Source organism: Bradyrhizobium manausense (assembly GCF_018131105.1).
Taxonomy (GTDB): domain Bacteria; phylum Pseudomonadota; class Alphaproteobacteria; order Rhizobiales; family Xanthobacteraceae; genus Bradyrhizobium; species Bradyrhizobium manausense_B.
In genome coordinates, this window is record NZ_JAFCJI010000001.1 from 1,655,405 (window position 1) to 1,678,312 (window position 22,908).

Consider the following 22,908-nt stretch of genomic DNA (forward strand, 5'->3'; position numbering starts at 1 on the left):
TTACCATAGCGTTGCCGGTTCGCGCCGCGCGCCTGTCACTGAATTGATCGGCCGCGCCCGCGAACGGAGCTTAGGATGTGTGCAACGGGCCTCTCCATGGTCCGTTTGAAGGCAGGACGGCATGGTGTATCGACGCCGCAGACCCACGCAGATGCAGGCCGCAACCGAATCGGTTGCCGTGGCCCCGTCTGCGCCGGTGGCACGGCCAGCGAAGCCGCGTGCGCGGATGATGCGTCAATATGACCTCGTCGAGCGGGTCCGGTCCTACAATCCGAACACTGACGAAGACCTGCTGAATCGCGCCTATGTCTACGCCATGAAGGCGCACGGTTCGCAGACGCGCGCGTCCGGCGATCCGTATTTTTCGCACCCGCTCGAAGTGGCGGCGATTCTCACCGACCTGAAGCTCGACGATGCCACCATCGTCGCGGCGCTGCTGCACGACACGATCGAGGATACGGAAGCGACTCGCGCCGAGATCGATCAGTTGTTCGGCCCCGAGATCGGCGCGCTGGTCGAGGGCCTGACCAAGCTGAAGCGGCTCGAACTGGTCTCGCGCGAGGCCAAGCAGGCCGAGAACCTGCGCAAATTGTTGCTGGCGATTGCCGACGATGTCCGCGTGCTCCTGGTCAAGCTCGCCGACCGTCTGCACAACATGCGCACGCTCGACTTCGTGCCGACGGAATCGCGCCGGCGTATCGCCGAGGAGACGCTCGACATCTACGCGCCGCTGGCCGGGCGCATGGGCATGCAGGAAATGCGCGAGGAGCTGGAGGATCTGTCCTTCCGCACCCTCGATCCCGAGGCCTATTCGGTGGTGATGCAGCGGCTCGATGCGCTCGCCGAGCGAAACCGCAATCTGATCGGCGAGATCGAGGACCAGCTCTCCAACAATCTGCGCCACCGCGGCTTGGGCGCGCGGGTCTACGGCCGCCGCAAGAAGCCGTTTTCGATCTGGACCAAGATGGAGCGCAAGTCGGTCGGCTTCGAACAGCTGTCCGACATCTTCGGCTTCCGCGTCGTCGTCAACGACATCGAAGCCTGCTATCGCGCGCTCGGCATCGTCCACACCACCTGGCCGGTCGTGCCGGGGCGCTTCAAGGACTACATCTCGACGCCGAAGCAGAACGACTATCGCTCGATCCACACCACCGTGATCGGTCCGGGCAATCAGCGCGTCGAACTCCAGATCCGCACCGAGGCGATGGACCAGATCGCCGAGCGCGGCATCGCGGCACACGTCTTCTACAAGGAAGGCGTGGGCTCGCCGACCGAATTCCTCAAGCGCGAGTCGAACGCGTTCGCCTGGCTGCGCCATACCATCGGCATCCTCTCGGAGAGTGCCAACCCTGAAGAATTCCTCGAGCACACCAAGCTCGAGCTGTTCCACGACCAGGTGTTCTGCTTTACCCCGAAGGGCAAGCTGATCGCGCTGCCGCGCCATGCCAACGTGATCGACTTCGCCTACGCCGTGCATACCGACGTCGGCAACAGCGCGGTCGGTTGCAAGATCAACGGCCAGTTCGCGCCGCTGTCCTCGGAGCTTCAGAACGGTGATGAAGTCGAGGTGCTGACCTCGGAAGCGCAATCGGCGCCGCCGTCGGCCTGGGAAACGCTCGCCGTCACCGGCAAGGCGCGAGCCGCGATCCGTCGCGCCACGCGTACCGCGGTGCGCGACCAATATGCCGGTCTTGGCCGGCGCATCGTGGAGCGCCTGTTCGAGCGCGCCAAGATCGAATACGCCGACGACAAGCTCAAGGGCGCGCTGCCGCGGCTGGCACGCACCTCGATCGAGGACGTCATGGCGGCGGTAGGGCGGGGCGAGATCAAGGCGTCTCACGTCGCACGCGCGATGTATCCCGACTACAAGGAAGAACGCGTCGCGCGCTACGGCGTCAAGAAGGGGCTCGCCGCCAAGCTCAAGGAGAAGGTGCTTGAGCCATCGCGCAGCCCGGTTGCGATTCCCATCGGCGGCAACAATTCCGATCTGCCGGTGAAATTCGCGCCGAACGGTGGCGCGGTGCCGGGCGATCGCATCGTCGGCATCGTCACGCCGGGCGAGGGGATCACGATCTATCCGATCCAGTCGCCGGCGCTGAAGGATTTCGAGGAGGAGCCGGAGCGCTGGCTCGACGTCCGCTGGGACATCGAGGACTCCGCGCCGCAGCGCTTCCCGGCCCGCATCAAGGTCGAGAACGTCAACGAGCCCGGCGCGCTGGCGCAGATCGCCACCGTGATCGCGGAGCATGACGGCAATATCGACAATATCAGCATGCAGCGCCGCTCGCCGGACTTCACGGAAACGACGATCGATCTCGAAGTCTACGATCTCAAGCATTTGAGCGCGATCCTGGCCCAGCTCCGCGCCAAGGCGGTCGTCGCCAAAGTCGAACGTGTTAATGGATAGACGTCTGTCGTCGTTGCCTGTCTCTCCGATCCCGTGAGTCCCGAAATGCCCGCATCTCCGCTCCGCCTCGGCGTCAATATCGACCATGTCGCGACCGTCCGTAATGCCCGCGGCGGCCGCCATCCCGATCCGGTCCGTGCCGCGCTGCTTGCGATCGAAGCCGGTGCCGACGGCATCACCGCGCATTTGCGCGAAGACCGCCGGCACATCCGCGACGAAGACATGGCGCGCCTGAAGGCCGAGATCTCCAAGCCGTTGAATTTCGAGATGGCGGCGACCGACGACATGATGCGCATCTCGCTCGCGACCAAGCCGCATGCGGTGTGCCTGGTGCCGGAGCGGCGCCAGGAGGTGACGACCGAAGGCGGGCTCGACGTGGTCGGCCAACAAAATGCCCTCGCGCCCTACATCGCGCGGCTCAACGATGCCGGCATCCGCGTCTCGCTGTTCATTGCCGCGGATCCTGCACAGATCGAGATGGCGGCGCGGCTGCGCGCGCCCGTAATCGAGATCCATACCGGCGCCTGGTGCGACGCCGTAGTCGACGGCCACGCCGACAAGGCCGAGGCCGAATGGCAGCGGATAATCGCGGGTGTGAAGGTCGCAAGGGCGGCAGGGCTGGAAGTCCATGCCGGCCATGGGCTGGACTACGCGACGGCGGAGAAGATTGCCGCACTGCCCGAGATCATGGAGCTCAACATCGGCTATTACATGATCGGCGAGGCGCTGTTCGTCGGTCTCGCCGAGACGGTGCGCAAGATGCGCGCGGCGATGGACCGTGGCCGGAGCCGGGCATGATCATCGGCATCGGCTCCGACCTCATCGACATCACCCGCGTGGGCAAAGTGATCGAGCGTCACGGCGAGCGCTTTCTCGAGCGCATCTTCACCGCGGCCGAGCGGGCCAAGGCGGAGCGGCGCGCCAAGAACGAGAAGATGGTGGTGGCGACCTACGCCAAGCGCTTTGCCGCCAAGGAGGCCTGCTCCAAGGCGCTCGGGACCGGCATCCGGCAGGGCGTCTGGTGGCGCGACATGGGGGTGGTCAACCTGCCCGGGGGCCGGCCGTCCATGCGTCTGACAGGGGGCGCGCTGTCCCGGCTTCAGGCCCTGACCCCGGCGGGATACGAGGCCCAGATCGATCTGTCGATCACCGACGACTGGCCCTTGGCGCAGGCCTTCGTGATCATTTCCGCCGTCCCGCGGGCCAAGCCCTGAGGGCCAGACGGTCGCTTTATAATTCTCATTAAAAATCAATATCTTATTGGTTTTTGATGCGATCCTTGATTGCGTGGCCTGCGACAACCGTCTAAAAGTCCGCGAACGCAAATCAGGCTGGGCGAATTCGGCTTTACGCCGGAATTGGCCCTCACTATCAGAATCAGGACAATCTCCTTGGGCCGCGAACCGGTGGGCCGTTCGTGGGAGGAGGGCGTTCTATGATCGCCGGCCGGAATTGAGAGAGCAATGAGCGTGACTTCGGGAACGAAAACTGAAAGCGGGGTCGGTGAAACGATCCGGGTTGTGATCCACGCTCTCCTGATCGCGCTGGTGATCCGCACCTTCCTGTTCCAGCCGTTCAACATCCCGTCCGGCTCGATGAAGGCGACGCTGCTGGTCGGCGACTATCTGTTCGTCTCGAAATATTCCTATGGCTACAGCCATTACTCGATCCCGTTCTCGCCGCCGCTGTTCTCGGGACGGATCTGGGGCTCGGATCCGAACCGCGGCGATGTTGTCGTGTTCCGGCTGCCGAAGGATGACACCACGGACTACATCAAGCGCGTGATCGGCCTTCCTGGCGATCACATCCAGATGAAGGACGGTCTGCTCTACATCAACGACACCCCTGTCGAGCGCCAGCGCATGAGTGAGTATGTCGGCGAAGATCCCTGCGGCTCCGAGGGCGGCGGCATCTCGCGCGTGAAGCGATGGAAGGAAACGCTGCCGAACGGCGTCTCCTACGAGACGCTCGATTGCGCCGACAACGGCTACATGGACAACACCAACGTCTACACCGTGCCACCTGGCCATTTCTTCATGATGGGTGACAACCGCGACAACTCCACCGACAGCCGCTTCCTCGGTCAGGTCGGCTACGTGCCGCAGGAGAATTTGATCGGCCGCGCCCAGATGATCTTCTTCTCGATCGGCGAGGGCGAACACGCCTGGATGTTCTGGCGCTGGCCGTGGGCGGTGCGCTGGAATCGCTTCTTTAAAATCGTCCGATGAAAGACGAAGCCAAGGACATCACGACCGAACCGATCGAGGCGCAAGCCGCTCCTGAGGGCGAAGCTGCAACCAAGACGCTTGCGCCCAAGACGGGTGAAGCCAAATCTGCTGAAACCAGGACTGCGGAAACCAAGTCTGCTGAAACGAAGTCTCCGGCGAAGAAGAAGCGGACGCGAAGCAGCAAGGCCAAGGCGAAAGCAGCGGCTGACGCGAATGCGGCGCTCGAGGCGCGTATCGGCCACAGCTTCGCTGACCCGAACCTCTTGATGCAGGCGATTACGCATGTCTCCGCGCTGAAATCGGGGCGCAAGCGCGGCGACAGCTATCAGCGGCTGGAGTTCCTCGGCGACCACGTGCTCGGGCTTGTCGTCTCCGACATGCTCTATCATGCCTTCCCGAATGCCGATGAGGGCGAGTTGTCCAAGCGGCTTGCTGAACTCGTGCGCAAGGAAAGCTGCGCCGACGTCGCCAAGTCGCTCGGTCTGCTCGACGACATCAAGCTCGGCTCGGTTGGCTCCAGCGCTGATGCCCGTCTGCGCAAGTCCATCCTTGGTGACATCTGCGAAGCCGTGATCGGCGCGATCTTCCTCGACGGTGGCCATGCGGCGGCGGACGAGTTCGTCAAGAGCAACTGGACCGAGCGCATGCACAAGCCGCGGCGTCCGTTACGCGATCCCAAGACGGTGCTGCAGGAATGGGCGCAGGGGAAGGGGCTGCCGACGCCGGTTTACCGCGAGGTCGAGCGTACCGGCCCGCATCACGATCCGCAGTTCCGCGTTGCAGTGGACCTGCCGGGACTGGCGCCGGCCGAAGGCATCGGTGGCAGCAAGCGCGCGGCAGAAAAGGTGGCGGCCTCAGTCATGATCGAACGTGAAGGTGTTGGCGGCGGCAATGACGGCTGAAACAAGCGGCGAGGCGCCCACTGCGACGCGCTGCGGTTTCGTTGCGCTGATCGGCGCGCCGAATGTCGGCAAGTCCACGCTGGTCAATGCGCTGGTCGGGGCCAAGGTCACGATCGTGTCGCGCAAGGTGCAGACCACGCGTGCCCTGATCCGCGGCATCGTGATCGAGAACAACGCGCAGATCATTCTGGTCGACACGCCCGGCATCTTCCTGCCCAAGCGCCGGCTTGACCGTGCCATGGTCTCGACTGCCTGGAGCGGAGCGCATGACGCCGACCTCGTCTGCGTGCTGCTCGATGCCAAGAGCGGCATCGACGAGGAGGCCGAGGCGATCCTCACCAAGGTCGCCAGCGTGAAACACGAGAAGATTCTGGTGATCAACAAGGTCGACCTGGTCCAGCGCGAAAAGCTGCTGGCCCTGGCGCAGGCGGCGAACGAGCGCATGCCGTTTGCGAAGACTTTCATGATCGCTGCGATCTCGGGCGACGGCGTCGATGATCTCAGGCACACGCTAGCCGAAATCGTGCCGCCGGGGCCGTTCCTCTATCCCGAAGACCAGATGTCGGATGCGCCGATGCGGCAGCTTGCGGCCGAGATCACCCGCGAGAAGATCTATCGCAGGCTGCACCAGGAATTGCCGTATCAGTCCACGGTCGAGACCGACAAGTGGGAAGAGCGCAAGGACAAGTCCGTGCGGATCGAGCAGACGATCTTCGTGGAGCGCGAGAGCCAGCGCAAGATCGTGCTCGGCGCAGGTGGCGCAACCATCAAGTCGATCGGGGCAGACTCGCGCAAAGAGCTCGCCGAAATCCTCGGTGTGCCGGTGCATCTGTTCCTGTTCGTCAAGGTGCGCGAGAACTGGGGTGACGATCCCGATCGCTACCGCGAGATGGGCCTGGAATTTCCCAAGGAATAGCCAAGAAAAGATCAGTCGCCGATGAGTGTGCCCCGCAACGTCCAGCGTTTCGAAGCGCTGCTCTATGCCTCGCTGATGCTGGATGCGTTGTCGGTGGCGGTTCAGGACCGCACGCCCACCATCGAGATGACGGAGCAGATGATCATGACCGGGACGCTGCTCGCCGGCGGGATGATCGTGTTGCTGGTCTATTTCGTCTGGCTGGCCGCGCATTGGCGCAAGAACTGGCCGCGCTGGGTGCTGGCGGCGGCGCTGGTTCTGTCCGTGATCTCACTCGCGCAGATTCTTGGCGAGCGAGGCCTTGAGCTGGACAGCGCCATCGAGATCGTCTCCTGCGTGCTGACGGCCTTCGGCCTGTATTTCTCCTTCAGCGGCGACGCGCAGGGCTGGTTCAACGCGTGACGCCGTCGGCGCATGACGCATTCGGCTAATCCGCCCTACGAATGAAGAGCGGAATCCGCTACACTTCATCCCATGGAATGGACCGACGAAGGTATCGTGCTGGGCGTGCGGCGGCATGGCGAAAGCAGCGCCATCGTCGAGCTCCTGACGCGGGCGCACGGCCGGCATCTCGGGCTCGTGCGCGGCGGCGCCGGCTCGCGGCTACGGCCGCTGCTGCAGCCCGGCAACAGCGTCAGCGCGGTGTGGCGGGCGCGGCTCGACGAGCATCTCGGCACCTACGCCCTCGAGGGGTTGAAGCTCCGCGCCGCAACGCTGCTGGGATCATCCCACGGTGTCTATGGCGTCACCCATCTGGCCTCGATTGCGCGGCTGCTGCCGGAGCGCGATCCGCACGAAGAGATCTTTGCGCTGCTCGAACATTCGCTCGACGATTTCGACGACATCGGCAGTGCCGCAGTGCATCTCATCCATTTTGAGCTGGCCATGCTCGCCGAGCTTGGCTTTGGGCTGGCGCTCGAAAACTGCGCGGTGACGGGGGAGACCACGGACCTGATCTATGTTTCGCCAAAATCCGGCGGCGCGGTGTCGCGCGGCGCGGGCGAGCCGTGGCGCGACCGGCTGCTGCGGTTGCCGCCGTTCCTGCGCCAGGGCGAGGTGCACGACGATCTTACCGACGAGGATCTCCAGGACGGCTTCCGGCTCACCGGCCTGTTCCTGCTTCGCCACGTCTTGGAGCCGCGGGGCCAGACCCATTCCGACGCGCGCGCGGGCTTCATCAATGCCCTGATCCGGCAGCAGGCCAAAGCGGCGCTCCATGCGCCATGAGCTGGTTGCTGCGCTGCAGCGTTGCTTGAAAAAAATAAGGTTCCCCCGGAACCAAATCCGGCCGTCTGCGTTGGCCGGGCTGGTTCCACAACGGGGACAGCCCAAATGTTGATCAGGGGTTTTGCGCTGACCGCGGCGCTGCTGGCTTTTGCGCCTGATGCAATGGCTGGCGAGCCGCAACCCGGCGTGTTTCGCCGGGCCTCCTGTACCGTCGTCCGGTACTATGTGGCGAAATATTCCGCTGCGGCTGCAGAGACATGGGCTCGGTCACATGGCGCGACCGACGCCGAAATCGAGGCGGCACGCCGCTGTGTTGCCAATATGCCGGCGACGCCCCCGGCAAAGGTCCAGCCGACCGTGACGGCAGGCTGGGCAGGGCAGTAGAGGCCCACAGGGAACCAATCCATCCTTGCCCGATTCTCTCCCACGGTTTAACCGGGCGGCATGGGAAAACGAATCGTTCCGCCGGAAGAACCGGCCGAAATTCACGATGTGCCGCTGCGTGAGGCCCTGGAAGAGCGCTATCTTGCGTACGCGCTCTCCACCATCATGCATCGCGCGCTGCCTGACGCGCGCGACGGCCTGAAGCCGGTGCACCGGCGCATCCTCTATGGCATGCGCCTGCTCAGGCTCGACCCCGGCACGCCTTTCAAGAAATCTGCCAAGATCGTCGGCGACGTGATGGGTTCGTTCCATCCGCATGGCGACCAGGCGATCTACGACGCCATGGTGCGCCTCGCGCAGGATTTCTCCTCGCGTTACCCGCTGGTCGACGGCCAGGGCAATTTCGGCAATATCGACGGCGATAACCCCGCCGCCTACCGCTACACCGAAGCTCGCATGACCGACGTCGCGCGGCTTCTGCTCGACGGCATCGATGAGGACGGCGTCGAGTTCCGCGCCAATTACGATGGCCAGTCGAAAGAGCCGGTCGTGCTGCCCGGCGGCTTCCCGAACCTGCTCGCCAACGGCGCGCAGGGCATCGCGGTCGGTATGGCGACCTCGATCCCGCCGCATAATGCTGCCGAGCTTTGCGAGGCCGCGCTGCATCTGATCGAGAAGCCCGACGCCAAATCCAAGGCGTTGATGAAGTGGGTCAAGGGACCTGATTTTCCGACCGGCGGCATCTGCGTGGATTCCAAGCAGGCGATTGCCGAAGCGTACACGACCGGCCGCGGCTCGTTCCGCGTTCGCGCCAGATGGACGCAGGAGGAGGGTGCGCGCGGCACCTGGGTCGTCGTCGTCACCGAGATTCCCTTTCTGGTGCAGAAGTCGCGGCTGATCGAGAAGGTCGCCGAACTGCTGGACCAGAAGAAGTTGCCGTTGGTCGGCGACATTAGGGACGAGTCGGCCGAAGACGTCCGCATCGTGATCGAGCCGAAGTCGAAGAACGTCGATCCCGCTCTGATGATGGAATCGCTGTTCCGGCTGACCGAGCTCGAAAACAAGATTCCGCTGAACCTGAACGTGCTGATCAAGGGCCGCATCCCCAAGGTGGTGGGGCTTGCGGAATGCCTGCGCGAATGGCTCGACCATCTGCGCGACGTGCTGATCCGACGGACCAACTTCCGCAAGGCCGAGATCGAGCGCAGACTCGAGATCCTCGGCGGCTTGTTGATCGCCTATCTGAACATCGACGAGGTGATCAGGATCATCCGTACCGAGGACGAGCCGAAGCCGGCCTTGATCAAGGCGTTCAAGCTCACTGAGGTGCAGGCGGAATCCATTCTCAACATGCGCTTGCGCAACTTGCGCAAGCTGGAAGAGATGGAGATCCGAACCGAGGACAAGGATCTGCGCAAGGAATTGAAGGGTATCGAAGGCCTGCTCGCCTCGGAGCCCGAGCAGTGGAAGAAGGTTAGCGAGCAGGTCGGCAAAGTCCGCGACATGTTCGGACCGAAGACGCCGCTCGGCAAGCGCCGCACCACCTTTGCCGACGCACCCGAGCACGATCTCGCCGCGATGGAGGAAGCCCTCGTCGAGCGCGAGCCGGTGACGGTGGTGGTCTCCGACAAGGGCTGGATCCGCACCATGAAGGGTCATGTCGAGGATCTCTCGGGGCTGGCCTTCAAGCAGGACGACAAGCTCGGCATCGCCTTTTTCGCGGAGACGACGTCGAAGCTGCTGCTGTTCGCAACCAATGGAAAGTTCTTCTCGATCGATGTGGCGAAGCTGCCGGGCGGCCGCGGCCACGGCGAGCCGATCCGCCAGTTCATCGATCTCGAGCCGGAGGCTGCTCCCGTCACGCTGTTCGTCAACAAGGGCGGTCGCAAATTCCTGGTTGCGAGCAGTGAAGGCCAGGGTTTCGTCGTCAACGAGGACGACTGCGTCGGCACCACCAAGAAGGGCAAGCAGGTCCTCAACGTCGACATGCCGAGCGAGGCGCGCGTGGTCACCGAAGTGACCGGCGACACCGTGGCGGTCATCGGCGAGAACCGCAAGATGCTGATCTTCCCGCTCGAGCAGGTATCCGAGATGGCGCGCGGCCGCGGTACGCGGTTGCAGAAGTACAAGGACGGCGACCTGTCTGACGCGGTCGTCTTTGAGGCGAAGGCTGGCCTGACATGGAAGGACTCCGCTGGCCGCGAATTTTCCGCGACCATGAAGGAACTCGCCGAGTGGCAAGGCAATCGCGGCGATGCCGGCCGCCTGCCGCCGAAGGGCTTCCCGAAGTCGAACAAGTTCGGCAAGGTGATCGGATAGGGCGGTCTCGTTGCAAGTGACAATGTGGAGCCCATGCGGCCTCCACATCGTCATTGCGAGCTGTCAGAGCGCCGATCCTCCAATTCGCATTCCACTTCACTGCTCGGTCTGATACCGTCCGCCATCCTCTGGAATGTCGAGACGTAACGCGATGTACGATGTCATTGTTGTCGGCGGCGGCTCAGCCGGCGCTGCTGTTGCGGCCCGGCTTTCCGAGGATCACAGGCGCCGTGTCCTGCTGTTAGAGGCAGGCCTCGACTGGCGCGCTGACGAAGCGCCCTGGGAAGTCAGGACGCCGAATCCGATCCCGATCATCCACAAGCGCGAATATCAGGAGAAGTGGCAGTGGCCCGATCTCTTGACGCGCCGGGTGGCGGGGCAGGAGCCGCGCTTCTACTGGCGCGGCAAGGGGCTCGGCGGCTCCTCGATGATGAACGGCCAGATCGCGATCCGAGGCGTCGCCGATGCCTTCGACGATTGGGCCGCCAAGGGCTGCACCGGCTGGTCCGCCAGGGAGGTGATGCCGCTCTTCTCGGTGATCGAGGACGATCTTGAATTTGGTGATACCGAGGGACATGGACACGGCGGACCGCTGCCGGTCTATCGCGCGCCGCCGGACAAGTGGGGCCCGATCGATCGCGGCTTGCGCGATGCGGCGCTGGCGAGTGGCTATCCCTGGTGCGCCGATCTCAATGGTCCGGACGGCGAAGGCGTTGCGTGCTATCCCATCAACAGCCGCGACAGCCGCCGCATTACGACCAATGAGGGTTATCTGGAGCCGGCACGTGGCCGTGCCAGTCTGGAAATTCGTGGGCGTGCGCTGGTCGACCGTGTGCTGATCAGCGACGGCCGGGCGACCGGGTTGCGCGTTCACATTGAGGGGCAAGGCACCAGCGAGATCAGTGCGCGGCAGATCGTGCTGTGTGCCGGCGCGATCCACAGTCCGGCGATCCTGCTGCGCTCGGGCATCGGGCCGGCCGACGAGTTGAAGGCGATGGGGATTGCGGTCGAGCGCGATCTGCCAGTCGGCCGTCACTTCTTCGATCACCCGTTGTTTCGCGCCACGATCCAGCTCCACGAAAACCTGAGGCCGACCGATCGGGACACCCGCCACACCAATTGCTGTGTGACCTATTCCTCCGGCCTCGCCAATGGCGGCAAGCGCGACATGATCCTGATCGCGTTCAATCACCGCGGCATCGGCGTGCCCGGGGCGATCGGCGCCGGTCTGTTCAACGCCTATTCGCGCGGCACCCTCAAGCTGGCTTCCCCCGACCCATCGATCGATCCCATCGTCGAGGAGAACATGCTGGCCGATCCCCGCGACATGTTGCGGATGATGGACGCGGTGAAGCGCCTCGCCGTGATCACCTCGCAGCCGGCACTCGCCGGCATCGCGGATTGGATCAGGCTGACCGACACCGATCTGACATTGCCGCAGGCCGCCGCGCTGCCCGATCACGAGCTCGATGCGCTGCTGCGGCGTGAGACCGGCGACATCCAGCACGCCGCCGGCAGTTGCCGCATGAGCGGCGTCAACGATCCCGACGGTGTGGTCAATCCTGACGGCACCGTGAAGGGCATCTCGGGCCTGCGCGTCGCCGACGCTTCGATCATGCCATCCGATTGCCGCGCCAACACGCACTTCACGACGGTGGTGATTGGCGAGGCGATCGCGCGAATGATGATGCGGTAATTCTGCCGCGGCCACCTCCGCGTCATTGCGAGCAAGTGGCGAGGCCATCTCAGCTCGATCGGCCCATCATCCGTCACATGTATTGTCTTGTACTTTGGAGAAACCGCTCCTTCTCGCCCGGTGCGTAACCCTGCGAAGCTCCATAGTAAGGTTCATTGTATTGATTGTACGGCGCAGCCCGATAGTGGATCGGCGGCTTAGGTGAGGTGTATGTTTGGCGAGAATGACGCCGATGGGTCCCTCTGGCCGTGGCACCGGCGTAATATGGGTTGAGGATGCACATCTGACCGTTGGCCGACGCCCTGCATTGGTCCATCGTCGTGAAGCTGCACCTATAGTAGGGGCTGGTTCCGAAAGAGACGACGTGCAAGCAAACGGGAAAAGCCGGATCATATCGTTGAGCTCGGGCGTGCCCCGCTGCCAAGGCGATACTGACTGCTAGAATCGTCAAAGCCCATTTGCGCATTGGAGATTCCTCCAAGTTGGCCCAACGCACCGGTGACACTCCGACCATCGCCAGTATTGATCCAAGTCAATGCTCGGAGATCCGCGATGGCAACTTGCACACGACGAATCTGTGAGTGCACGCCCTCAAATCACCCCCGCCATCCGCAACGCCACGCCTGCCGCGCAACTGCAGGCGAGCACCGTCAGCATACCCAGCTTGAAGCGGAAGATCGCTGCTGCGGCGGCGATCGACAACAGGAGCGCGGGAACATCGACGCTCGTCAGCACAGGCCTGTCGAAATCGAGCGCGAAGGCGTGCACCGGCACGGTTTCGCGGAACAACGTGTGCAGTGCGAACCAGATCGAGAGGTTGAGGATCACACCGACGACGGCGGCGGTGATCGCGCTGAGTGCGCCGGCCAGCCCCGTGTTGCCGCGCAGTCGCTCGATATAGGGACCGCCGACGAAGATCCAGAGGAAGCAGGGCGTGAACGTGACCCAGGTCGCGAGCAAGCCGCCGAGAATTGCCGCCAGCATGGGCGAAAGGCCGCTGGCGTCGCGGTAGGCGGCCATGAAGCCCACGAACTGAAGCACCATGATCAGTGGACCCGGCGTGGTCTCGGCCATGCCGAGGCCGTCGAGCATCTCGTGCGGCTTCAGCCAGTGATAATGCTCGACCGCCTGCTGGGCCACGTAGGCCAGCACCGCATAGGCGCCACCGAACGTGACCATTGCCATTTTTGTGAAGAACAGCGCGATCTGGCTGAACACGCTGGCCTGGCCGAGGACCAACAGCAACACGATCACCGGCACCAGCCAGAGCGAAAGCCACAGCGCGGCGGTGCGGATCGCGCGCCCGGTGTCGGGGCGAACATGCTCCGGCACGGCCTCGCCGAGCATGCTGTCGATCAGGGCGCTGTTGCTGCCGTGGCCATGCGCGGCGGGCGCGAACTCCGGACGGCCGGCGCGCGCGCCGACATAGCCGATGATGCCTGCAGCGATGATGATCACGGGGAACGGGACGGCGAAGAAGAAGATCGCGACGAAGGCCGCGGCCGCGAGCGCGATCATGATGCGGTTCTTCAGCGCGCGCTTGCCGACGCGGAAGACGGCCTCGATGACGATGGCGAGTACCGCGGCCTTCAGGCCGAAGAACAGCGCCTCGACGAAGCTGACATTGCCGTAGGCCGCATAGATGTAGCTCAGGCCCATGATAGCGATGATGCCGGGCAGGATGAACAGCCCGCCCGCCATCAGCCCGCCCTTGGTGCGATGCATCAGCCAGCCGACATAGGTGGCAAGCTGCTGCGCCTCTGGTCCCGGCAGCAGCATGCAGTAGTTCAGCGCATGCAGAAAGCGGCCTTCGGAGATCCAGTTCTTTTCCTCGACCAGGATGCGATGCATCACCGCGATCTGGCCCGCGGGCCCGCCGAAGCTGAGGCAGGCGACGCGGAGCCAGACGCGAAAAGCTTCGCTGAGGCTGATGCCGTGACCGGCATCAGCCCCTGCTTGGGCGTTACGGATATCCATCACGCCTTGACCTTGTTGGTCGGCCAGTTGTGAGTCTCGCCCGTAGCGTCGCGGCACCATCGATAGAAGGCGTCGTAAAGGAGCATGCCGGCCTCGAGTTGTTCGAGGTCGTCGTCGTACATCCGCGACAACCCGAGTGAGGCTGCCAGGAGGCCGGGCGCTTCCGGTGCCAGATCAGGCCGCGCCGTGTCGGCGCCGCGCACCAGCGTGGCCAGCCGCAGCAGCGCCGGCGTGGCGATGCCGAACTCCTCGATCATCACGTCGAAGGTGCAGAGCCCGCCGCGGTGACTCCAGAACACGTCCTCGATGTCGAAGGGAGCGGCGTGGAAGCGCTCGCCCACCGCGACCACCTCGGAGGGCGCCACATAAAGGAACACCGCATTGGGATCGACGAAACGGCGGATCAGCCAGGGGCAGGCGATGCGGTCGACCTTCGGCCGGGCCCGCGTCACCCAGACCGTGCGCCCCTTGGCGTCGCGCGGCGGGAGCTTGCGGGCGTCGAGCAGCGGCAGCTTGGCCGCCTTCCAGCCTTCGAAACCGTCTTCCAGCGTTTCTGCGTCAGCGCCGAGCTGTCTCAGCCATGCGGCTGTGCCCTGCGCGAGCTTGGCGCCGCGCAGGCACGAGACGATGGTGGAGCGGCCGGCGAACTCGCCGCCCCATTCCGCCACGGTCTCATGGCTGAGCTTGATGGAGCCCGGGATCAGCCGCCGGTCTGCGGCAAAATCCTCCTCGCTGCGAACGTCGATCAGAACAGGGGCGTTGGCCGTGCCGATCAGGCGCGCCAATTTATCGGATGATATGGTCGTGAAACTTGACATGATGCGTCCTCGAAAGATCGGGGGACGCGATACTTGGGCATGTCGCCTCGTGGGGAGATCGCTCAATCCCCATGCGCTCATTACAGCGAAACCGCGCCGGCCTGTCAATCGTCGGTTTCATGGGCGATGTGCGTTAGCAAGGTATGCTGTTGCGCCTATAGTGAGGGAAAGCGGAATTCCACGGCCGGACTGGGGTTGATCCTCAGTCGCTGCAAGAAGGCTCTTCCAGGAGGGACCAAGGATGACACGCAAGTTCACGCTCGCTCTCGCCATCGCCGCGCTCGTGCTGTCTGCCCAGGCCGCGTTCGCGCAAAAGCCGGGCGTCGAAAAACTCTACATCCTCAATTGCGGAGAGGGCGTTGCCGGCGATATCTCGCGCTGGTCGCCCGGGGTGAACGAAGGCAAGTCGATGGACTTCGTCGACACCTGCTATCTCATCAAGCACAGCCAGGGCTGGTTCTTGTGGGACACCGGCATTCCCGACGCCGTCGCGTCAATGCCGAACGGGCTCGCGCCGGCCGATCCCAAGGCCGTCACCTGGCGGCGTCCGAAAACGCTTGCGGCGCAGCTCGAGCAGATCGGCGTGAAGCCCGCCGACGTCAAGGCGATGGCCGTCTCGCATACGCATCCCGACCATATCGGCAATGTCGAGATGTTCCCGCAGGCGACGCTCTACGTGCAGAAGGCCGAGTACGACTGGCCCGCTGCCAATAATGCGCCGCGCTTCAAGCCCTCGCATCCGGTCGAGCTTCTTGCCGGCGACAAGGATGTGTTCGGAGACGGCAGCATCACCATCCTGTCGACGCCCGGCCATACGCCAGGACATCAGTCGCTGCTGGTGAAATTGCCGAAGACCGGGGCGGTCGTGCTCTCAGGTGATGCCGTCCACTTCAAGGACAATTGGGACAACCGACGTGTGCCCAGCATGAACGCCAACAAGGAGCAGAGCGCGGCCTCGCTTCAGAAGATCGCCGACACGCTCGACAAGGAGAAGGCGCAGCTCTGGATCAACCACGACAAGGCGCAACGCGACGGCCAGAAGATGTCGCCGGAGTTTTACGACTGAGGCTGAGTCAGCTCTTCGGCACCGTGCGGGGCGGGCTATGATTGTCGGTCATGCTGCGCTTGTGGGCGAAAGCGCCGGCACGGTCAATCCGGCCGCCGCTCTGCGCGGATCAGGAACAGCGCCGCCAGCGCCGACAGGCTCAGCGCAGAGGAGACCATCAGCACCTTCGCGCCCATGACGTCGATCAACAGGCCGAAGGCCAGCGGCGCCACAGCCTGCGCCAGGCGTGCCGGCGCGCCGATGATGCCGAGGCGATAGCCGAAATCCTTCGGGCCGAAGATCGAGAGCGGCAGCGTTCCGCGCGCGATCGTCAAAATGCCATTGCCGGAGCCGTGCAGCAGCGCAAAGGCGCTTGCGGCGGGCGCGCCGAAGATGGCGACGACGGCCGCGCCGATCGGGTGCGTCAGGCAGGCAAGCCGTGTCGACCACAGCGGATGGAAACGGCTGAGCACGCTCGCTTCGAGAATGCGCGCGATCACCTGCGCCGGGCCGATCAGCGCGCCGGCGGCGATCGCCTCGACATGCGTCGCGCCCGTGGCTTCCAGGATGCGTGGGAAATGCACCGCCATCGCGCCAGTGACGGTCCAGACCGCGGCGAAGACAAAGGCGAGCAGGATCATGGTGCGGTCGATCGGCAAATGCGGCTTCTCCGCCGTCACTGCCGCCTGCTTCGCGCCCTTGATCGTCGGCAGCATGAAAAAGTTGAGGGGCAGGCCGATCAGGATGTTGGCTGCGGCCCAGGCAAAACAGGTGTCGCGCCAGCCGAAATGAGCAAGCCCCCAGGCGGTGAGCGGCCAGCCGACGGTCGAGGCAAAGCCCGCCATCAGCGTGATGCCGGTGATGGGCCTGCGCGCCTCCGTGCCGTAGATGCGGCCGAGCGCAGCAAAGGCGGCGTCATAGAGTCCCATCGCCATGCCGATGCCGAGCACGAGCCAGGCGAACGCCATCACGGCGACGGAGTGCGAGAAGCCGAGCAGGGCGAGGCCGGCGGCAATGGTCAGGTTCGAGGCCGACAGCACCTGCCGCCCGCCGACGAGATCGATCTGCCGGCCGATGCGTGGACCCAGCATCGCCGAGATCACGAGCGAGGCTGAGAACGCGCCAAAGATCCAGTTCGAGGAGACGCCGAGATCATGCGCCATGGGATCGGCGAGCAGGGCCGGCAAATAATAGCTGGAGGCCCAGGCCAGGGTCTGCGTCGTGCCGAGCGCGAAGATAATCGGAAGCTGGCGCTGGCTCATGTCGCGATATTTCTGGCCGTCTGTGTCATCATTTGCATTTGCGGCCCCAGGCGCGAGCGCGTCAACAGCGTCCGCGACATATTCGACCTGCTCCGGGCGGGAGCCTTCGCGGGGCGACGTTTTCGCGTGGCCTTTCGCTCGTCACGAATGCACGCCATAATGACGCATGCAACTCACCTCCCGCCTCGCGCTGATGAACTGGCTGACCGGTCAGGGGCTCACCGGCCTTCCCGAAATCGAGCTGCTGCGCGGCTTCTGCGAGCGCTGCCGCGCGGAAGGGCTGGAACTCTCGCGCGGTCTCGTCGTCATCGACACCCTGCATCCGATCTATGAGGGCCGCGGCTTCCGCTGGAGTGACCGGGCCAGCAACGAGAGCGATGTGTTCGAATATGGCTCGACCGCCGAAGGCGATGCGGCCAAGAGCTGGCGCCGCTCGACTTTCTTCCACATGCTCGAGCATGGCCACGACGAGATGGTGATCGATCTGGCCGACGCGCCCTCGATGGATTTCTCGCAGATCGGCGAACTCGCCGAGAAGGGCCACAAGCACTATGTCGCCTTCGTGCATCGCTTCGGCGAGAACGGCGCGCTCGGCCTGATGGATTGCCTCTATTCGTGCTGGACCACGCGGCGCGATGAAGGCTTTGACGAAGCCCAGCTGGAGGCTCTGCGCGATCTCGTGCCGGTGCTGGGGCTCGCGATCAAGTCGGCGCAGCAGGTCGACATCGCGCGCACGCTCGGCCGCGTCTATCTCGGGCGTGGCGCCTCCGAACAGGTGCTGGGCGGACGCATTTCGCGCGGCGTCACCGAGCGCATCAACGCCGTGCTCTGGTATTCGGATTTGCGCGGCTCGACCGGGATCAGCGAGAGCATCGGGCCGGACGAGATCATCCCGTTCCTCAACGACTATGCCCAGGCCGTGATTGACGCGATTCACGAGGCCGGCGGCGACGTCCTGAAGCTGATCGGCGACGGTGTGCTCGCGATGTTCACAGGCGAGGACATGGCGCACGCCCGCCGTGCCGCGCTACGCGCCGAGCATCTGTTCCGCCAGAACGTCGCGGCGCTGAACGCGCGCCGGACGGCTGACGGCCGGCCGACCACATCCGCCTATATCGGCCTGCATGTCGGCGAGGTCTTTTACGGCAATATCGGCAGCGAAGACCGGCTCGACTTCACCGTGGTGGGGCCGACAGTGAACGAGGTCAGCCGTATCGCCTCGATGAGCCGCTCGGTCGACCGCGAGCTGCTGGCCTCGGCCGAGTTCTACAAGGGCCTCGACGCCGCCGGCCGCCGCTATCTCGTCTCCACCGGTCGCTATGCGCTGCGCGGCATCGGCCGCGCGCAGGATCTCTACACGCTCGACCCCGATGTCGATGCGAGCGAGCCGGTGACAGGCAGCTACGAGCGGTATCTGGCGAATTAGGCCCGCGCCGTCACTTCATCCCCCACCATGGCCGGCTGCCGATCGAGCGCTACTGCCGGCGACAGCCAGATCACCAGCGCCTGCACACCGAACACGGCTGCGGCGAGATACAGGCACGCCTCCGCGCTCCAGACACCGCCGACGATCGCGCCCAGCGCCGAGCCGAGCGGGCGGGCGCCATAGCTCATGATGTTGATGGCGGAGACGCGGCCGAGCAGGCGTGGTGGCGTGACCGACTGGCGCAACGTCGTGGTCGAGATCACCCAGAGGATCGGCCCGACGCCGAGCAGGAAGAAGCTGAGACCGGCAAGCCAGGGTGAGGGCACCAGCACCGTCAGCGCCATCACCACGGCTGCGACGAAGCCGGTGACCGGGCCGAGGCCGACCACTGTGCCGAAAGCAATGCGTTTCATCACGCGCGTGGCAAACAGCGCGCCGATCACCATGCCGACCCCGTACATCGTCAGTACAGTACCGACCCCGGCGGCGGTCAGGCCGAGATGGCGCACGGCGTAGGGCACGAACACTGCGATCTGCAAAAACCAGCCGGTGTTGAAGATGAATTGGGTGATGAACACGGGACGCAGCAGCCGGTGATGAAACACGAAGCCGGCGCCTTCGCGAATGTCCTGGAACGGATGGCGGCGCGGCACCGGCGCACGCGCGGGCTCGTAGAGGCCGGACAGCAAGACCACGGCGATCGCCGAGAGCGCGGCGGCAAAGCCGAAGGCCGGGCTGGCGCCCCACCATCCCACCAGGGCGCCGCCGAGCGCGGGGCCGCTTGCGAAGGCGATGGTGCGCGCCAGCTCGATGCGCGCATTCGCAGCCGGCAGCAGTTCCGCGCTCACCAGCGAGGGCACCAGGGCGGGGGCCGCGACGCTGTAGACGACGGTGCCGCACACAGCAGCAAAGCCGAGCAACGCCAACAGCGACAGATTGAGCGCACCGAGTGCGAGCAGCAGGACGATGGTCGCCAACGCCACCGCGCGCAGCGCCTCGGCCCCCGCCATCAGCGAACGTCGGGAGATGCGGTCGGCAAGCAGGCCGGCCGGAATCGCGAACAGGACGAAGGGCAGGGTGAGCGCGGTCTGGAGCAGGCCGGTCTGCCCTTCCGCCACGCCCAGCGTCAGCACGGCGACGATCGGGGCAGCAGCCAATGCGATCTGCTCGGCCGACTGCGCGGCGAGGTTGGACCAGGCGAGGCGGTTGAAGGTGTCGGGGAGGCGGGGCGGATTCGACATGGCTCATTTCCTGCAAACTCGTGATGGCGCCAGTATCGGCGTCCGAGCGTCCCCAAACCCACCCGCTTCCCGACAGGGCGGTGCAAAACGGGGACGGTGGGCGGGAACCTACGCGGCTAGATGCAGTTGCAAATGAGTTGCAATAAGGCTCGACTTCGGTATTCTCGCCCCATGGATGCCCGATCGCCCGATCTGACCCAGGATTCTGCCCAAAACGCCGGCGGCTGGCGCACTGACGCGCCGACCACGAAGAGCCTCGCCGAGGTGAACGCCACGGTGGCCATCCCCGCGGCCGGAGCATGGTGGCGGCGGCTGCTGGCCTTTGTCGGCCCGGGCTACATGGTCTCGGTCGGCTATATGGACCCCGGCAATTGGGCGACCGACCTCGCCGGTGGATCGAAGTTTGGCTACACGCTGCTCTCGGTCATCCTGCTCTCGAACTTGATGGCGATCCTTCTGCAGTCGCTGGCGGCACGGCTCGGTATCGTCACCGACCGCGACCTCGCGCAGGCCTGCCGCGCGACCTATTCGCCGGCGGTCAACTTCCTGCTGTGGCTCGCCTGCGAGGCGGCGATCATCGCCTGCGATCTCGCCGAGGTGATCGGCACCGCGATTGCGCTGAAACTCCTGTTCGGCATTCCCCTGATCGGCGGCGCACTGATCGCTGCGCTCGACGCATTCCTGCTGCTCGTCCTGATGAACCGCGGCTTCCGCTTCCTCGAAGCCTTCGTCATGGCGCTGCTGGCTGTGATCGCGGTGTGCTTCGCGGTCCAGATCGTCGCCGCGGCGCCGCCGGTTGCGGAGGTGCTGCGCGGCTTTGCGCCGAAGACCGACATCTTCACCAATTCCGAGATGCTCTACATCGCCATCGGCATCATAGGCGCAACCGTGATGCCGCATAATCTCTATCTCCACTCCTCGATCGTGCAGACGCGCGCCTATGCGCGCAACGAGGAGGGCCGGCGCGAAGCGATCAAATGGGCAACGACAGACTCGACCGTTGCGCTGATGCTGGCGCTATTCATCAACGCCGCGATCCTCGTGGTGGCGGCCGCGACCTTTCACAAGAGCGGCCATTCCGACGTCGCCGAGATCGGCCAGGCGTTTGAGCTGCTCTCGCCGCTGCTCGGTCTTGGCATTGCTTCGACATTGTTCGCCGTGGCGCTGCTGGCTTCGGGCCTGAATTCGACGGTCACCGCGACGCTCGCCGGCCAGATCGTGATGGAAGGCTTTCTCGATCTGCGCCTGCCGAACTGGGCGCGCCGCCTGCTCACGCGCGGCATCGCCATCATCCCGGTGATCGCCGTCACCGCGATCTATGGCGAACGCGGCACCGCGGATCTGCTGGTGTTCAGCCAGGTCGTGCTGTCGATGCAGCTGCCCTTCGCCGTCATCCCGCTGGTGCGCTTTGTCTCCGATCGCCGCAAGATGGGGCAGTTCGCGATACCGCCATACGTCGCCGCGATCGCGTGGATTGTCGCGGGCGTGATCGTGATTTTGAACGCCAAGCTGCTGGTGGATACGCTGTTCGGGTGAGGGCGCTAATCCTGCGGCTCGGACGTCGCATCGCCCTGTGCGTCGATGCGAAGCCAGCCTGAGGGGGCAAGCCGCTGCTGCGGCAGGAAGCGGGCCTTGTAGTCCATCTTCTTGGAGCCTTCGATCCAGTAGCCGAGATAGACGTAAGGCAGGCCTTGCCGGCGCGCGCGCGCGATGTGATCGAGGATCATGAAGGTGCCCATCGAGCGGCTGACCTGGTTCGGCTCGAAGAACGAATAGACCATCGACAACCCGTCGCTGAGCACGTCGGTGAGCGCGACCGCGATCAACTCCTCGCCGCGGCCGGTGATGCCGCTGTCGGGGCCACGCTTGCGGTACTCGATGATGCGGGTTTCGACATGGCTGTCCTCGACCATCATGGCGTAGTCGAGCACGGTCATGTCGGCCATGCCGCCATGGCGGTGGCGCGCGTCGAGATAGGCGCGGAACACCGAATATTGCTCGGACGTCGGCACCGCGCTGCGCTGCTCGCCGACGATGTCGGCGTTGCGCGCCATCACCTTGCGGAAGTTGCGGGACGGACGGAACTCGTTGGCGACGACGCGGACCGAGACGCAGGCCCGGCACTGATCGCAAGCGGGCCGGTATGCGATCGACTGACTGCGGCGGAACCCGCCATGGGTCAGGAGGTCGTTGAGATCGCCGGCGCGGTCACCCACGAGGTGCGTGAACACCTTGCGCTCATGCCGACCCGGCAGATAAGGGCAGGGGGACGGCGCCGTGAGGTAAAATTGTGGGGTGTCGCGCGAGTGCTGGGTCAAGGGACGTCGTGGGCCTCCGAAGTGAGCATCAGCATCGCGCTACGAAAGCTCCCGGTCAATCGGTCCGCTGGGCTGGTCAGATCGGCCAGCCTAGCGGATCCAGGTTAGTAGGTCCTTGATCACAAGGTTCTCAATAGGTCCTCGCCGTCTGGGGGACGGGCGCCCGAACGGAATTGTTGATCACGATCGTGCCCAGCACGAAATCATGCAGCAGGCGCCGGCGGCCGTTGAACAGTCCAACGAGCACCACGAACGGCGACAAGAACGAGACCGAGACCCAGAACAGCACGGCATGGGTGGCGCCGAGCACAAAGTAGCCGGGCGCGCCGTACCAGGTGCGCAACTCCAGATCCATGATCCGCATCCCGATCGTCGCCGACGATGGACCGCCGATGCAAGCGCCGTAATAGACGATGGCCCAGATCACGGAGGCCGGCCAGGCTAGCCAGAACAGTGCCCAGCCGAAACCGAGCGTCACCACGCCGAACAGCGCGATGAAGATGTAGCCGAGGATAACGGGAACAGAGATCACGACCATGTCGATCAGGAACGCGAACACGCGTCGCGTCGCGACACCGCGGAACAGTTCCGGATGCAAATAGGGATCATAGGCGTGCGCCGCGCCATCGCTGCGCCAAGGGCGCGCTTGCGGGCCGGAATTGCCCGAGTCCGAATACGACATTGTCCGTTCTCCCAGCGAAAACTCCGCAAGGCAGGACATGGGAACACGCATTTCCCCTGC

Annotated in this window: 21 protein-coding genes; 14 read left to right on the plus strand and 7 right to left on the minus strand. The window is 64.6% G+C overall.

Going from position 1 to position 22,908, the window contains the following annotated elements; translation table 11 throughout:
* Nucleotides 1-121 precede the first annotated feature (121 nt).
* The 11 genes from JQ631_RS07720 (at nt 122) to JQ631_RS07770 (ending at nt 12,079) form a co-directional block, all read left to right on the plus strand.
* Nucleotides 122-2,407, plus strand: a complete 2,286-nt coding sequence (locus JQ631_RS07720; protein ID WP_212325201.1) for a RelA/SpoT family protein — start codon at nt 122-124, stop codon at nt 2,405-2,407.
* A gap of 45 nt (nt 2,408-2,452) precedes the next feature.
* Complete coding sequence (locus JQ631_RS07725; RefSeq protein WP_212325202.1) at nt 2,453-3,205, plus strand: pyridoxine 5'-phosphate synthase; 753 nt, start codon at nt 2,453-2,455, stop codon at nt 3,203-3,205.
* Nucleotides 3,202-3,621, plus strand: coding sequence for a holo-ACP synthase (acpS, locus tag JQ631_RS07730; protein WP_212325203.1), 420 nt, complete (start codon nt 3,202-3,204; stop codon nt 3,619-3,621). Before JQ631_RS07725 ends, acpS begins: the two co-directional genes overlap by 4 nt.
* Before the next feature lie 249 nt (nt 3,622-3,870).
* Complete coding sequence (lepB, locus tag JQ631_RS07735; protein ID WP_212325204.1) at nt 3,871-4,635, plus strand: signal peptidase I; 765 nt, start codon at nt 3,871-3,873, stop codon at nt 4,633-4,635.
* A complete protein-coding gene (rnc, locus tag JQ631_RS07740; protein WP_212325206.1) occupies nt 4,632-5,537 on the plus strand; it encodes a ribonuclease III in 906 nt (301 codons plus the stop codon). The genes lepB and rnc overlap by 4 nt, the downstream gene beginning before the upstream one ends.
* Entirely contained in the window at nt 5,527-6,453 is a 927-nt protein-coding gene (gene era / locus JQ631_RS07745; protein ID WP_212325208.1) for a GTPase Era, read from the plus strand. Before rnc ends, era begins: the two co-directional genes overlap by 11 nt.
* 21 nt (nt 6,454-6,474) lie before the next feature.
* On the plus strand, nt 6,475-6,855 hold the full coding sequence (locus JQ631_RS07750) for a hypothetical protein (RefSeq protein WP_212325210.1): 381 nt from the start codon (nt 6,475-6,477) through the stop codon (nt 6,853-6,855).
* Nucleotides 6,856-6,927: 72 nt separating this feature from the next.
* On the plus strand, nt 6,928-7,680 hold the full coding sequence (gene recO / locus JQ631_RS07755; RefSeq protein WP_212325212.1) for a DNA repair protein RecO: 753 nt from the start codon (nt 6,928-6,930) through the stop codon (nt 7,678-7,680).
* Nucleotides 7,681-7,785: 105 nt separating this feature from the next.
* Complete coding sequence (locus JQ631_RS07760) at nt 7,786-8,064, plus strand: hypothetical protein (RefSeq protein ID WP_212325214.1); 279 nt, start codon at nt 7,786-7,788, stop codon at nt 8,062-8,064.
* Nucleotides 8,065-8,124: 60 nt separating this feature from the next.
* Complete coding sequence (parC, locus tag JQ631_RS07765; protein WP_212325215.1) at nt 8,125-10,383, plus strand: DNA topoisomerase IV subunit A; 2,259 nt, start codon at nt 8,125-8,127, stop codon at nt 10,381-10,383.
* Nucleotides 10,384-10,534: 151 nt separating this feature from the next.
* Nucleotides 10,535-12,079: a GMC family oxidoreductase gene (locus tag JQ631_RS07770; protein ID WP_212325216.1), complete on the plus strand. Its 1,545-nt coding sequence runs from the start codon at nt 10,535-10,537 to the stop codon at nt 12,077-12,079.
* 73 nt (nt 12,080-12,152) lie between these two features.
* Here JQ631_RS07770 and JQ631_RS07775 read toward each other — a convergent pair whose 3' ends face one another.
* The 3 genes from JQ631_RS07775 to JQ631_RS07785 all read right to left on the minus strand — a co-directional run bounded on the left by JQ631_RS07775 (nt 12,153) and on the right by JQ631_RS07785 (nt 14,874).
* Nucleotides 12,153-12,593, minus strand: coding sequence for a DUF3551 domain-containing protein (locus JQ631_RS07775; protein WP_349644962.1), 441 nt, complete (start codon nt 12,591-12,593; stop codon nt 12,153-12,155).
* Nucleotides 12,594-12,670: 77 nt separating this feature from the next.
* Nucleotides 12,671-14,056 (minus strand): chromate efflux transporter, encoded by a 1,386-nt coding sequence (gene chrA, locus JQ631_RS07780; protein WP_212325218.1) that lies wholly within the window; start codon nt 14,054-14,056, stop codon nt 12,671-12,673.
* Complete coding sequence (locus tag JQ631_RS07785; protein WP_212325219.1) at nt 14,056-14,874, minus strand: chromate resistance protein ChrB domain-containing protein; 819 nt, start codon at nt 14,872-14,874, stop codon at nt 14,056-14,058. The genes chrA and JQ631_RS07785 overlap by 1 nt, the downstream gene beginning before the upstream one ends.
* Before the next feature lie 241 nt (nt 14,875-15,115).
* On the opposite strand from JQ631_RS07785, the gene JQ631_RS07790 reads away from it, so the two are divergent.
* Nucleotides 15,116-15,940: an N-acyl homoserine lactonase family protein gene (locus JQ631_RS07790; protein WP_212325220.1), complete on the plus strand. Its 825-nt coding sequence runs from the start codon at nt 15,116-15,118 to the stop codon at nt 15,938-15,940.
* 83 nt (nt 15,941-16,023) lie between these two features.
* Here JQ631_RS07790 and JQ631_RS07795 read toward each other — a convergent pair whose 3' ends face one another.
* The gene (locus tag JQ631_RS07795) at nt 16,024-17,181 is read right to left on the minus strand and encodes an MFS transporter (protein WP_212325222.1); all 1,158 of its coding nucleotides are present in this window, start codon (nt 17,179-17,181) and stop codon (nt 16,024-16,026) included.
* Between the two features lie 166 nt (nt 17,182-17,347).
* Between JQ631_RS07795 and JQ631_RS07800 the strand changes: the two genes are divergently transcribed.
* Nucleotides 17,348-18,607, plus strand: coding sequence for an adenylate/guanylate cyclase domain-containing protein (locus tag JQ631_RS07800; RefSeq protein ID WP_212325223.1), 1,260 nt, complete (start codon nt 17,348-17,350; stop codon nt 18,605-18,607).
* Here JQ631_RS07800 and JQ631_RS07805 read toward each other — a convergent pair.
* Nucleotides 18,604-19,848: an MFS transporter gene (locus tag JQ631_RS07805; protein WP_212325225.1), complete on the minus strand. Its 1,245-nt coding sequence runs from the start codon at nt 19,846-19,848 to the stop codon at nt 18,604-18,606. The genes JQ631_RS07800 and JQ631_RS07805 overlap by 4 nt on opposite strands.
* A gap of 171 nt (nt 19,849-20,019) precedes the next feature.
* Between JQ631_RS07805 and JQ631_RS07810 the strand changes: the two genes are divergently transcribed.
* Entirely contained in the window at nt 20,020-21,384 is a 1,365-nt protein-coding gene (locus JQ631_RS07810; RefSeq protein ID WP_212325227.1) for an Nramp family divalent metal transporter, read from the plus strand.
* Nucleotides 21,385-21,389: 5 nt separating this feature from the next.
* Here JQ631_RS07810 and JQ631_RS07815 read toward each other — a convergent pair whose 3' ends face one another.
* The gene (locus JQ631_RS07815; protein WP_212325229.1) at nt 21,390-22,166 is read right to left on the minus strand and encodes an arginyltransferase; all 777 of its coding nucleotides are present in this window, start codon (nt 22,164-22,166) and stop codon (nt 21,390-21,392) included.
* Nucleotides 22,167-22,296: 130 nt separating this feature from the next.
* Complete coding sequence (locus JQ631_RS07820) at nt 22,297-22,848, minus strand: RDD family protein (protein WP_212325230.1); 552 nt, start codon at nt 22,846-22,848, stop codon at nt 22,297-22,299.
* Between the last annotated feature and the right edge of the window lie 60 nt (nt 22,849-22,908).